This window comes from Streptomyces sp. NPDC006174, from assembly GCF_040614075.1.
GTDB lineage: Bacteria > Actinomycetota > Actinomycetes > Streptomycetales > Streptomycetaceae > Streptomyces.
In genome coordinates, this window is sequence record NZ_JBEXTJ010000018.1 from 1 (window position 1) to 12,418 (window position 12,418).

Sequence of the window (12,418 nt, forward strand, 5' to 3'; positions counted from 1 at the left end):
CCCGGTCGAAGCGGGTCGTGCAGTTTCGCTTTCCAGGTTCTTCGCTTTCGCGTTTTCCCTTTCCGGCGAGTCCGACTCTATCAGATCCTTTCGGGCCTGACTCCCAGTCAGCGGGGCTTGTCTTCCCGGCCGTTGGGCCGTTCCGACGCCCAAACTCTAGCGGATTCTCCCGGCGGCTCATAATCGAGCCATGCGAAATGAATTCCGGCATGCCGAAATTATCCCGGCTGGGAGGTCGTGCTGAAGTTTGGTTGCCGCGCGGTGCGGCGGGATCGGTTGTCGCAGAACCGTTCCGGCCCCGTGACAACTCGAAGAACCTTACGGATCGGGCGGGGCCGTGTCAACCCCGCCCCAGCGCCGGGTCCGGACCCCCTCAGTCCAGGTCCGTGAGGCGGCCGCCGGCGTCCGGCTGGGCGTGTTCCACGCGGCGCAGGAGGCGGATCAGGAGTTCGCCGAGGACTCCGCGTTCGTCGCCGGAGAGGTCCTGGAGCAGGTCCTCCTCGAAGTCGGAAGCCATGCGCATCGCCTCCAGCCACTTCGTACGGCCTTCGTCGGTCAGCTCGACGATGACACGGACCCGGTTGTTCTCGTCGCGGTCGCGGGTGACCAGGCCCTCGCCGGCCATGCGGTCGATGCGGTGCGTCATGGCGGCCGGGGTGAGGCCCAGGCGCTTCGCCAGTTCGCCGGGGCCCAGGCGGTACGGAGCGCCAGACAGGACGAGGGTCTTGAGGACCTCCCACTCGGCGTTGCTGATGTTGAGGGCGGCGACCTGTCTCCCGTACGCGACGTTCATCCGGCGGTTCAGGCGGCCCAGCGCGGAGACGACCTGTTCGACCTGGGGGTCGAGGTCGCGGAACTCGCGCTGGTAGGCGGCGATCTGCTCGTCGAGGGTCGGCTCGCTGGGGCCGGGCTCCTCGGTGCTCTCAGACATGGCGGGCAGTATGGCACGCCCTCACCACCCTTGAAGTCCTTCAGGCTGTAGTTTTCACCTTCTAAGTTTAGTGCTAAAGTCTTCGAGTCTGATTCGTTCAGGACCTTCGAGTCCTTCTAGACCTTGAGGTAGGTGAGTGTGACCAGGGAGATGGGCGCAGCGCTGCGGCGGATTCAGCTGGGCAGCGCGCTGAGCGCGTTCGGGCTCGGGTTCACCGTTCCGTATCTGTACGTCTACGTGGCGCAGGTGCGGGATCTGGGCGCCGGTACGGCGGGAGTCGTGCTGGCGGTCTTCGCGATGGCGGCGCTGGCCGTTCTGCCGTTCACCGGACGGGCCATCGACCGGCGCGGGCCGCTGCCCGTGCTGGTGGTGGCCGCCGGTCTCGCCTCCGTCGGCGCCGCCGCTCTCGGGTACGCGAGCAGCGTGCCGGCCGCCGTGCTGTCGGCCGCGGTCCTCGGTGCCGGTACCGCCGTGATGCAGCCCGCCCTGGCCACGATGCTCGTATGGTGCTCCAGCACCGCCACCCGTACGCGCGCCTTCGCCACGCAGTTCTTCCTGCAGAACCTGGGCCTCGGGCTCGGTGGGCTGGTCGGCGGGCAGCTGGTGGACGTGAGCCGGCCCGCGAGCTTCACCATGCTGTTCCTGATCGAGGCCGGGATGTTCGTGGTCCTCGGTGCGGTCGCTGCGACCGTCAAGATGCCTCGTACGGCTTCCATCGGCGGAGCCCGGCCGATTGACGGCTCGGCCAAGGGCGGAATGCGGGCGCTGCTCTCGCACCGGGCCATGGTCCAGCTGTGCGTGCTCGGGTTCGTGCTCTTCTTCGCCTGTTACGGGCAGTTCGAGTCCGGTCTCGCCGCGTACGGCACCGAGGCCGCCGGGATCCAGCCGTCCACGCTCGGCCTCGCGCTGGCCGCCAACACCGCGGTCATCGTCATCGCCCAGTTCGTCGTCCTGCGGCTCGTGGAGCGGCGGCGGCGCAGCCGGGTCATCGCGGCCGTCGGGCTCATCTGGGCCTTCGCCTGGATCGTGGCGGGATACGCGGGGCTCGGGCACGGCAGCCAGACCATGGCGACGGCCGCGTTCATCTCGACGTACGCGCTGTTCGGGCTGGGTGAGGCGATGCTGTCGCCGACCGTGGCGCCGCTGGTCGCGGATCTGGCTCCGGAGTCGATGGTCGGGCAGTACAACTCGGCGTTCGCGCTGTGCAAGCAGCTCGCGCTCGCGGTCGGTCCCGCTGTCGGCGGTCCGATGGGAGCCTCGCTGCACGGTCCGTACATCGTGACGTTCGTGCTGTTCTCGCTGGGTATCACGGTGCTCGCGCTGCGGCTCGGGCGCCGGCTCACCGCCGTACAGGATCAGCCGTCGCTGGCCCCCGCGCCTTCGCGGGTCGTGGCGGTGTCGCTGCCCGAGGGTGGCGAGAGCTCCGCGGAGTCGGCGGAGCGGGCCGTGTCGGTCACCGCGCCGGCGGCCGCGGCTGTCACGGCCGGTCGCTGAGGCGGGCGGCCGGGCCTCAGCGGGGCAGGGCGAACTCGCACCAGACCGCCTTGCCGCCGTCCGGCGTGCGGCGGCTGCCCCAGGAGGTGGCGATCGACGCGATGATCTCGATGCCGCGTCCCGCCTCGTCCGCCGGTTCGGCCTGGCGGCGGCGCGGCAGGTGGTCGTCGCCGTCGGTCACCTCGATGATCAGCCGCCGGTCCGTGCGGCGCAGGCCGAGGCGCATCGGCGGCGTGCCGTGCTGGAGCGAGTTGGCGACCAGCTCACTGGCGGCGAGCACGCCGAGGTCGCGGAGCTCGGCCGGGAAGCGCCAGGAGGTCAGGACGCCGGTGGCGAAGGAGCGGGCGCGCGGCGTGGCCTCGATGCCGCCGAGCAGGTCGAGCGCGGCGTTGTGGAAGAGCTCCGCGTTCGCTCCCGTACGGGCGGGGTGCTGGACGACCAGGACCGCCACGTCGTCGTCGTGCTCGGCGGTCACTCCCAGCGAGCGGATCAGCCGGTCGCAGACCACCTGTGGTGATCCCTTGGCGCCGGAGAGAGCGCGGGCGAGGGAGGCGACGCCCTCGTCGATGTCCTCGCTGCGGCGCTCGACCAGGCCGTCGGTGTAGAGGACCGCGGTGGAGCCGGGCGGCAGCGCGATCGTGCCCGAGGTGTGGATCCAGCCGCCGGTGCCGAGCGGCGGTCCCGTCGGATCGGCGGCCCGGCTGACCGTGCCGTCCTCGTCGCGGACGAGCATCGGAAGGTGGCCGGCGGAGGCGTAGACCAGCTGTCCCTCGTTCGGGTCGTGGACGGCGTAGACGCAGGTGGCGATCTGGGTCGCGTCGATCTCCGAGGCGAGGCCGTCCATCAGCTGGATCACCTCGTGCGGCGGGAGGTCCAGCCGGGCGTAGGCGCGGACGGCGGTGCGGAGTTGGCCCATGACGGCGGCGGCGCGGACACCGCGGCCCATGACGTCGCCGATCACCAGGGCGGTGCGGCCGGCGCCGAGGGTGATCACGTCGTACCAGTCGCCGCCGACGGCCGCGTCGGTGCCGCCGGGCTGGTAGGTGGCGGCGATCCGGAGGTCGTCGGGCTGCTCCAGCTCCTGCGGGAGGAGGGAGCGCTGGAGGGTGACGGCCGTCTCGCGGTGGCGGCGCTCGCTGGTGCGCAGGCGCTCGGCGGCCTCGGCGTGGTCGGTGACGTCGGCGGCGTAGACGAGGACGCCGCTCTCGGCCCTGGTCTCCTTCTCGTCGCCTTCGCCGATCTCCGTGCCGGTCCAGGCCGCGACCGGCGTGCAGGTCACCGTGTACGAGCCGCCCTCGGCCGTCCGGCGGGACTTGACCGTACGGGCGGTGCCGCTGCGCAGGACCTGGTCGAGCAGCGGCAGCACGCTCAGCTCGGCGAGCTCCGGCAGCGCCTCGGCGGCGGGGACGCCGCAGGTGCGCGGGCCGAACGCGGTCTCGTACGCCTCGTTGACGTACGCGACGCGGTGGTCCGGGCCGTGCAGCAGCGCGACGGGTGCGGGCAGGCGGCCGAGGATCTCGCGGGACGGGAGGTCGTCCAGGGCGGGGCCGGGGACGGCGGGTGCGGCGGCGGTGTCGGGCGGTACCGGAAGGGTGCCGTCCGGGAGGGTGGCCGCGGCCTGCGCCTGGACGGACTCGGCCCGGGCGGCGGGCACGGGACTGCGGTCCTCCCGCGCGGCGGCTCGACGCTGCGTTCCGGGAAGGCGGGCGCTCCAACGCGTGAAGTTCACGGAATTTCTGGCCTCGTGTGTCGGTTCGGTGCGTCGCTGCTGGTCACTGTCGGTCACTGCCGGCCGGGTCACTCTGTGCAGGTGTGGGCCCACCTATGGTCACACGTCCAGTGTGACCGACCGTACTGACAGTCGCCGTCCGGACGCTGTCCTGACGGCGTCCGAACGGCGTACGTCGCGGAGCGGCCTTGTTCAGCGAGAGGGGCCGGGCGGCAGACCGTCCGGCGGGTCCTCCGGGCTCTCTTCGGTGTCGGGTCGGGGCAGGGTGCCGGGGCGGTGGGGAGCCACCGCGCCGCCGCCGGCCGCGAGTTCGAACTCGGCCCGTGGGTGTTCGAGCGAGCCCAGGGAGACGATCTCCCGCTTGAAGAGTCCGGCCAGGGTCCATTCGGCAAGGACGCGCGCCTTCCGGTTGAACGTCGGCACCCGGCTGAGGTGGTACGTACGGTGCATCAGCCAGGCGGGGTAGCCCTTGAGCTTGCGACCGTAGACGTGGGCGACGCCTTTGTGCAGGCCCAGGGAGGCGACGGATCCCGCGTACGTGTGGCGGTACTCCGTGGGCGGGCGGCCGTCGAGCGTGGCGAGGATGTTGTCGGCGAGGACCTTGGCCTGGCGGACGGCGTGCTGGGCGTTGGGCGCGGTCTCCTTGCCGGGTTCGGCGGCGGTGAGGTCCGGGACGGCGGCGGCGTCGCCCGCGGCCCAGGCGTGCGGCATGCCGTCGACGGAGAGGGTGGCGGTGCAGCGGAGCCGGCCGCGTTCGGTGAGCGGGAGGTCGGTGGCGGCCAGGAGCGGGGCCGGTTTGACGCCTGCGGTCCATACGAGCGTGCGGGTCGGGAAGCGGGAACCGTCGTTCAGGACGGCTACGCGGTCCTCACAGACTTCGAGCCGGGTTTCGAGCCGTACGTCGACGCCTCGGCCGCGCAGCTCGCCGACCGCGTACCGGCCCATGGCCTCGCCGACCTCGGGAAGGATGCGGTCGGAGGCTTCGACCAGGATCCATCTCAGGTCCGCGGCCTTGATGTTGTGGTAGTACCGCGCGGTGTAGCGGGCCATGTCCTCCAGCTCGGCGAGCGCCTCCACGCCCGCGTAGCCGCCGCCGACGAAGACGAAGGTGAGCGCGGCGTCGCGGATGGCGGGATCGCGGGTGGCGGACGCGATGTCCATCTGTTCGATGACGTGGTTGCGCAGCCCGATGGCCTCCTCGACCGTCTTGAACCCGATGCCGAAGTCGGCGAGGCCGGGGATCGGCAAGGTGCGCGAGACGGATCCCGGGGCGATGACGATCTCGTCGTACGGGATCTCCAGGGCGCCGGTGCCGTCCTCCGCGGTGGCGAGCGTGGTGACGGTGGCGGTGCGTTTGGCGTGGTCGACGCGTTCGGCCTCGCCGATGACGATGGTGCAGTGGTTCAGCACGCGGCGCAGCGGTACGACGACGTGGCGCGGCGAGATCGAGCCGGCGGCCGCCTCGGGGAGGAACGGCTGGTACGTCATGTACGGCTCGGGCGTGACGACCACGATCTCGGCGTCCCCGCTCCGGAGTCTCTGCTTCAGCTTCCGTTGGAGACGCAGCGCCGTGTACATCCCGACGTAGCCGCCGCCGACGACGAGAATGCGCACACCTGGCCGGGTGCCGGGGGTCGTCCCCCGGGAATCTGGAGCCATCACCACCCCATGACGCAACGGAGTCGGTGGTTTGTCCACAGGCCCGGCACATTGTGTGACCGGAGGGTGCTGCGGGGCGGTCCGGGCCGGTCGGCCGGGCGATGAGGAAGCGGTGCAGGTCAGGCGCTGTGCGGAGGGTGAACGGGCGGGTGTGGTCCGGGGGTCGGCGCGCTCCTGCTCCGATCGGGGGGCTCGCCATGCGGAACTACCCCCTTCTGAATTGACGCAGGCTCAACTATGTTCGTTACCCGTCGGGAGTCGGTGCGGATTTCGTTGTGCTCGCTCCCCGACCTACAGGGCGGGGAAGTCTCCGGGGGGAGACGTCATAAACCGGGGGAAGTTATGCAGATTCAGGATTCGCATGGGCAGTCCGCGCGCTCGCACGCGGCCAAGGACCACGGGCGTCTGGGCTCCGTGGGCGCGCTCGGTGTCATGAGCTCGGCCGACGCGGTGCGTTCCGCGGCGGCGATGAGCGCGGCGGCGATCGGTGCGGCCACGATAGGAGCGGCTCCGGCCGGTCCCGCCGCGAGCGGTCCGGCGCCCAACCCACCTGCCGGATCGGCGCGTTCGGCGCCGCTGCGGGTGGATGCGCAGCGCAATCTGGAGCATGTGCTGCGGGCCGCGCGCGAGGTGTTCGGCGAGCTGGGGTACGGCGCTCCGATGGAGGACGTGGCACGCCGCGCCCGGGTCGGGGTCGGCACCGTATACCGGCGGTTCCCGAGCAAGGACGTGCTGGTGCGGCGGATAGCCGAGGAGGAGACCTCCCGGCTGACCGAGCAGGCGCGTACGGCTCTGGGCCAGGAGGAGGAGCCGTGGTCGGCGCTCTCCCGCTTCCTGCGGACCTCGGTGGCGTCCGGCGCGGGCCGGCTGCTGCCGCCGCAGGTGCTGCGGGTCGGGGTCGACGCGGAGGAGGCGGGCGTGCCGGTGGCGGCGGACGCGGGCGACGAGACCCGTGTTCCGCAGCAGCGGCAGGGCGTGGCCCAGGCCGACTTCCGCGTCGTCGGCCAACGCGCCGGTGGCGGGGACGAGCTCGACGGCCTCGGTGAGGATTCGGGCGCGGGCGAGCTGCTGGAGGTCGTGGGCCGGCTGGTGGACCGGGCGCGGGAATCGGGTGAGCTGCGCGGCGATGTGACGGTGGCCGATGTGCTGCTGGTCATCGCCACCGCCGCCCCGTCCCTGCCGGACGCCGCCCAGCAGGCGGCGGCCTCGGCCCGGTTGCTGGACATCCTGCTGGAGGGGCTGCGGTCGCGGCCTTCGGTCTGACGTCACCGTCCGGGGCGCGTTCGAGCTCAATCGGCCCGGCCGCCCGACCGTCTGTGCACGTTGCGGGCGGTCGGGTGGTAACCGGGTCATGAAACAACCCGGATGCATTCCCCAGAAGTGGGCGCTCTAGCACTCGCATTCGAGAAAACGCCCCGGATGAGTGGTTGCCAGGACTGAGGGTCCATCGCGATTGAGCCATGTGGCAGTCTTGGCCGGTATTCGGGTCCGAGGGTGTATCGGGGGCTTCCGCGATGAGCGGTGACGAGCAGCAGGAAGAGCCGCTCGACGAGATCGCTGCGGCGGGCGGGGACACGAAGGCCGACGGGATGTCCTCCGGGCAGATCCCGGTCCAGGCGGGACGTGGACCGTCGGAGAGTTCGGGCGGCCGTGGTGGTTCGGTCGGCTCGGACGGTTCGGCCGGCTCGGATGATTCGGTCGGCTTCGGCGGATCGGACGGTGAGGAGCAGGGCGGCACCGTTCTGCCCGGGCCGTGGCCGGCGGTCGTCGAGGCCGGTGCCGGGGACGGGGTCTCCGGTGGGACCGGTGCGTACGCGGTGCCCTCGCAGCGTGAAGGGCGCGTCGGGTCACCCGACACCGGGCTGTCCGACGCCCAGTTGATCGAGGGCATGCGCGAAGGGGACAACCTCGCCTACGAGGAGCTGTTCCGGCGCCACTCGGGCGCGGTCCGGCGTTACGCCCGCACCTGCTGCCGGGACGGGCACACCGCCGACGACCTGACCGCCGAGGTGTTCGCCCGCACGCTCCAGGCCGTACGGGGCGGCAAGGGGCCGCAGGAGGCCGTCCGGGCCTATCTGATGACCGCCGTCCGCCATGTCGCCGCCGCCTGGACGAAGAGCGCCAAGCGGGAGCAGCTGGTCGACGACTTCGCGGTGTTCGCCGCGCAGGCCTCCCGTACGTCGGAGCTGTCCAGCGACGACACCTTGGACCTCGGCGCCGATGTGCTGGCGATGCACGAGGCCGAGCAGTCGATGGCGATGGAGGCGTTCCGGAGCCTGCCCGAGCGCTGGCAGGCGGTGCTCTGGCACACCACGGTGGAGAAGGAGTCGCCCAGCGAGATCGCCCCGCTCTTCGGTCTGACCGCCAACGCCACCGCCGTACTGGCCAGTCGGGCCCGCGAAGGGCTCAAGCAGGCGTATCTCCAGGCGCATGTGAGCCAGACGCTCACCACCGGCGGCGACTGTGCGCAGTACGCGGACCGGCTCGGCGCCTACGCCCGCGGCGGGCTGCGGATGCGGGCCGAGCGCGGTCTGCGCAAGCACCTGGACGAGTGCGCGAAGTGCCGTTTGGCGGCAGGCGAGTTGGAGCATGTGAACGCCGGAATTCCGGCGCTGCTGCCCATCGCGGTCATCGGCTGGTTCGCCGCCGGGTACTCGCTCAAGGCCGCCGGTGTCGTGGTGGGCGGTGCCGCCGGCGCCGCCGGAGCGGGAGCCGCCGCCGCGGCCACCGGATCGGGCACCACCGGTGCCGCTGCCGGGGGTGCAGCAGGAGGATCCTCCGGCGGAGCCGCCGGAGGTGCCGCGTCGGAAGGGCTCGGTGCGCCGGCCAAGGCCGGGATCGCGGCCGCCGTCGCCGTGGCGGCCGCCGCCGGTCTGGTGTGGGCGCTCGTCGGCGACGACCAGCCGAAGCCGGATCCCAAGCCGGTCGCGAAACCGCCGGCGGTGGCACCCGAGGTTCCGGCTCCGGAGCCGCCCGCACCCGAGCCCGAACCTCCGGTCGTACCCGCTCCCGACCCCGTACCGCCTGCGGCTCCCGAGCCGGACCCCGCACCGGAACCGGAGCCGGAACCTCCCGCGCCGGAGCCCGAGCCGGTCCCGCCGCCGGCCGCCGAGCCCACGCCCTCCCCAAAACCGCCCGAGCCCGAGCCGCCCGCGCCGAACCCGCCGCCGCCCCCGGAGCCCGATCCCGGTCCGGGGCCGCCGCCTCCACCTCCGCCGCCGCCCGCACCGACCGTCTACCAGGTCAGCGAGCTCTCGTACTCCCTGCTCGGCGACCACACCGAGCCGGAGGTCGTGACGGGACGGAGCAGCTGGATCTGGCAGCGTTCCAACGTGTCGATCGCCGAGAAGCGGTACGCGCACGGGATCACCGTGCACGCCCGGTCCTCCGTCACCATCCAGCTGAACCGCCCGTGCACCCGCTACGAGGCGACGGTCGGCGTGGACGACCTGACGATGGGGCTCGGCGCGGTGCGCTTCTCCGTGTACGACAGCGACGGCGCGCGGCTGTGGCGCTCGCCGGTGATGGCGGGCGGCGCGCCTGCCGTGCCGGTCAGCGTCGGAATCAGCGGCCGGTCGTCGATCCGGCTCGTGGTGGAGCCCGAGGGTCCGCTCGGCGGAGTGGCGCTGGCCGACTGGGCGGAATCCCGGATCAGCTGCGCCTGAGCGATCGGCTACGGGAGACCGGTCGGCGTCACGGCTGGAGCGTGCGCCGGGACGGGACCACGCCGCCCGCCACCGCGCGCTGGCGCGGCGCCGCCGTGCCCGTCCAGCAGGTGCCCCGGCGGGCCAGCAGCCGGCGCAGCCACAGCTCGGTGGAGGCCAGTTCCGCCAGGCCGTCCAGCGGGAGCGGCTCGCCTTCGGACGCGGCGCGCAGGGCCTTGCGGACGACGCGGGCCTCGACCAGGCCCGCGTCGGCGAGGAGCGGTGCGTCGAAGAGGCCCATCAGGTCGGGCAGCGCGGTGCGCAGGCCGGTGTGGGTGACGGCGGTGGAGGTGGCCTGCGAAGGCGTGCCCCAGCCGGGCGGCAGGTCGTGGATGCCCGCTCCGCCGAGCACCCGGCGCAGGATCGCGGCGCGGGCGCCGGGCTGGACGCGGAGGGATTCGGGGAGCGCGCGGGCGGCGCGGACGACCTGGTTGTCGAGGAACGGGGCGTGGAGGCGCTGGCTGCGGATCTCGGCCGCCTGTTCCAGGATGCGGTGGTCGGCGGCGCTGCGGGCGAGAGCGGCGCGGGCGCGGGCCTCGCCGGGGCGCTGGACGGAGGTGGGCCGGATCGCCGCTCCCTGGAGGCGAACCGATACTTCCGCGAGCGCCTCTCCGGTCAGCCAGCGGGCCGCCGGTCCCGGGCGCGACCAGGCGAGGGCGGCGAGCGAGGCGTCGGCGGGAGTGGCGAGGTCGGGGGCGTACCGGTTGGCGTCGGGGAGGAGTCCGGCGGCGGTCTCCAGGCCGGTGCGGTACGACGTACGGGCCAGTCTTCGGGCGGCGCGGTAGAGCGTCAGCGGGACGAACAGCGAGTGCGCCGAGGGGCCTTCGGCTTTGGTGAGTGCGGCGACCGGGCGCAGGAGGTGGCGTCTCTGCCGGTCCATCAGGAGGTCGGCCAGGCGGGCCGGGTGGGCGTCCAGGACCTGCCGGGCGCCGTGGCCCACCAGGTGGTCGGCGCTGCCCGCGGCGAGGCGGCGGCGGTGGCGTTCGGCGACGACGAGCGAGGGTCCTGGTTCATCGGTGAGCGGTCCGGTGGACAACGAGGCGTACGGGAGGGCCTCTTCGCCCGCCGCGACGACCACGTGGTGCAGGCGCGGGTTGGCGGCGATGGCGCGGGCGCGCTCCAGCTCGTCCTCGTGGCCGCGGGTGGTGAGGTCGTTGAAGGTGACGGCCAGCAGGCGTTCGCCGGCGCCGGTGCCGTGGCCGAGGAGAGTGCCGGGCAGTCCGGGCAGTCCGGCGGCGAGCAGGGCGAGAGTGGCGGAGGCGCTGCCTCCGGAGAGGTCGGCACCGATTCCGGCCACCGGCGCGCCGCGGGCCGCGCGCCGGTCGGCGGGACCCATGCCGGGGACGGGGCCGGGGTCCTGCGGCAGGGTCTCGGGGGCGTGGCGGGGCGCGGTGAGCCGGGCGCGTACGGCTTCGACGAGCGCGTCGCGTACGCCCTCCACCGCGTGCACCGGGTCGACCTGCGGCGCGGCGACGGCGAGCGAGGCGACGGCCTCGTACCCGGTGATCTCGCGCGAGCCCTCCCGCAGGATCAGCGCGTGGCCCGGCGGGACCCGCTTCACCCCGGCGTACGGCGTGCCGTCGCCGAGCGCCTCCGGGCTCTCCGGGCAGGCGAGCAGCGCGGCGAGGTGGCCGATGTCGAGCTGGGCCTCGATGAGGTCGGCGAGCGGCAGCGCGGCGGTGGCGTACGCGGTGCCGTTGGCCCACGGGGTGTGGAAGACGGGCCGGGCTCCGGCGAGGTCGCCGGCGACGGTGATGCGGCGGCCGATCTGGACGACGGCGGTGTAGCTGCCCGGCCAGGCGGTGAGATGGCGCATCGCGCCGCCGCGCGCGGCGAGCAGTCCGACGCGCAGCTGTTCGTCGGTGGCGCCGCAGCAGCCGAGGACGGCGAGGCGTGCGGTGGGAGCGCCTTCGGGCGTGGCGACGCCGATGACGCGGATCTCGTCGGGCCGCCAGTCGCCGACCGCCCAGAGCGGATCCGGGTCACCCCACAGGAGTTGGGAGCCCACCGGATGGACCGTGCGCCCCTCACCGCCGTTGCCGACCGCTCCGACGGTGCCGAAGCTCGCGGCGATACTGCTCCATCCCACCAACCAACGCATCGCCGCCTCCACAGGCTGTGGACAAGCGGCGCGCTGTGCTGGTCGCATCCGCCGCTGCGGGACATGCTGCCACGACAGGGCGGCAGGAGAGGGGGTACGGGCAGCGCACGCCGGATGAGCATGCGCCCCTGGCAAAGGCCGGGCGCCCGGCTCGCCGCCGCCTTCACCACATCCCCGACAACGGAAGTAAGGATTCCGGGAGTTAACGCCGCAAGCGCGGTCGGCTGTCACGCGCCGCACCGCGTCCGACTCCACCATCACCGACAGCGCCACCGCACGGGAAGAGCGGTCGAAATCCGGCCATAGTCGGACCGTTGGCCAGACCGTCACCGGATAGTCGTAATTCAGCCATTCTCGTCAGGCTCCGCCGCCCGCGCACACCCGTCCGCGCCGCCGCTGCGGATCCTTCCACGCACAGTCCGGGAGGTGGGCCTCACCTCCCGGACCGGTCCGCCGCTCGCGGGGAATGGAGCGGCGGTATCCCCCAGCCCACTGAGTCCAGTGCAGTGAGCCGACCCACGCGGTACCCAGCCAAGCCGCTCCCGTACGGGCCGGACCAGAGCGCACGGCCGGGCGCACGGCCACACGCCAGGGGCACGCCCCGCTCCGGCACGCGCACGCCCGGAGCGCGGACCCCGCCGCCCGCACGGACAACAATCCCGCCATACGGACGTCTGCCCCTTAACGGTAGGGATGGGGAGAACTACGCTGTGTTTACTGGTGTTCTCAGCAGGAGGCATATTCCTCGGGGCTCGGCCACATGCGTGTGCAGGCGGAGTACGAGGGTTCGAACCTGGGGA

General features: G+C 72.9%; 7 protein-coding genes. 3 read left to right on the plus strand and 4 right to left on the minus strand.

Going from position 1 to position 12,418, the window contains the following annotated elements:
- Positions 1–373: 373 nt before the first annotated feature.
- On the minus strand, positions 374–931 hold the full coding sequence (locus ABZ267_RS30655) for a MarR family transcriptional regulator (RefSeq protein WP_356753700.1): 558 nt from the start codon (positions 929–931) through the stop codon (positions 374–376).
- Between the two features lie 150 nt (positions 932–1,081).
- Here ABZ267_RS30655 and ABZ267_RS30660 point away from each other — a divergent pair, with 150 nt between their 5' ends.
- Entirely contained in the window at positions 1,082–2,425 is a 1,344-nt protein-coding gene (locus tag ABZ267_RS30660; protein WP_356753904.1) for an MFS transporter, read from the plus strand.
- 16 nt (positions 2,426–2,441) lie between these two features.
- Here the strand turns inward: ABZ267_RS30660 and ABZ267_RS30665 are convergent, their stop codons facing one another.
- Both ABZ267_RS30665 and ABZ267_RS30670 read right to left on the minus strand, forming a co-directional pair.
- Complete coding sequence (locus tag ABZ267_RS30665; RefSeq protein ID WP_356753702.1) at positions 2,442–4,154, minus strand: SpoIIE family protein phosphatase; 1,713 nt, start codon at positions 4,152–4,154, stop codon at positions 2,442–2,444.
- 192 nt (positions 4,155–4,346) lie between these two features.
- The gene (locus tag ABZ267_RS30670; RefSeq protein ID WP_356753704.1) at positions 4,347–5,813 is read right to left on the minus strand and encodes an NAD(P)/FAD-dependent oxidoreductase; all 1,467 of its coding nucleotides are present in this window, start codon (positions 5,811–5,813) and stop codon (positions 4,347–4,349) included.
- 342 nt (positions 5,814–6,155) lie between these two features.
- Here ABZ267_RS30670 and ABZ267_RS30675 point away from each other — a divergent pair, with 342 nt between their 5' ends.
- A complete protein-coding gene (locus ABZ267_RS30675; protein WP_356753706.1) occupies positions 6,156–7,076 on the plus strand; it encodes a helix-turn-helix domain-containing protein in 921 nt (306 codons plus the stop codon).
- A gap of 251 nt (positions 7,077–7,327) precedes the next feature.
- Entirely contained in the window at positions 7,328–9,478 is a 2,151-nt protein-coding gene (locus tag ABZ267_RS30680; protein WP_356753708.1) for a sigma-70 family RNA polymerase sigma factor, read from the plus strand.
- Positions 9,479–9,506: 28 nt separating this feature from the next.
- On the opposite strand, the gene ABZ267_RS30685 is transcribed toward ABZ267_RS30680, so the two are convergent.
- Complete coding sequence (locus ABZ267_RS30685) at positions 9,507–11,618, minus strand: asparagine synthase-related protein (protein WP_356753710.1); 2,112 nt, start codon at positions 11,616–11,618, stop codon at positions 9,507–9,509.
- Between the last annotated feature and the right edge of the window lie 800 nt (positions 11,619–12,418).

Coding starts and splice junctions, on each gene's coding strand:
- ABZ267_RS30655 (WP_356753700.1), bottom strand. CDS start 931: ATGTCTGAGAGCACCGAGGAGCCCGGCCCCAGCGAGCCGACCCTCGAC.
- ABZ267_RS30660 (WP_356753904.1), top strand. CDS start 1,082: ATGGGCGCAGCGCTGCGGCGGATTCAGCTGGGCAGCGCGCTGAGCGCG.
- ABZ267_RS30670 (WP_356753704.1), bottom strand. CDS start 5,813: ATGGCTCCAGATTCCCGGGGGACGACCCCCGGCACCCGGCCAGGTGTG.
- ABZ267_RS30675 (WP_356753706.1), top strand. CDS start 6,156: ATGCAGATTCAGGATTCGCATGGGCAGTCCGCGCGCTCGCACGCGGCC.
- ABZ267_RS30680 (WP_356753708.1), top strand. CDS start 7,328: ATGAGCGGTGACGAGCAGCAGGAAGAGCCGCTCGACGAGATCGCTGCG.
- ABZ267_RS30685 (WP_356753710.1), bottom strand. CDS start 11,618: ATGCGTTGGTTGGTGGGATGGAGCAGTATCGCCGCGAGCTTCGGCACC.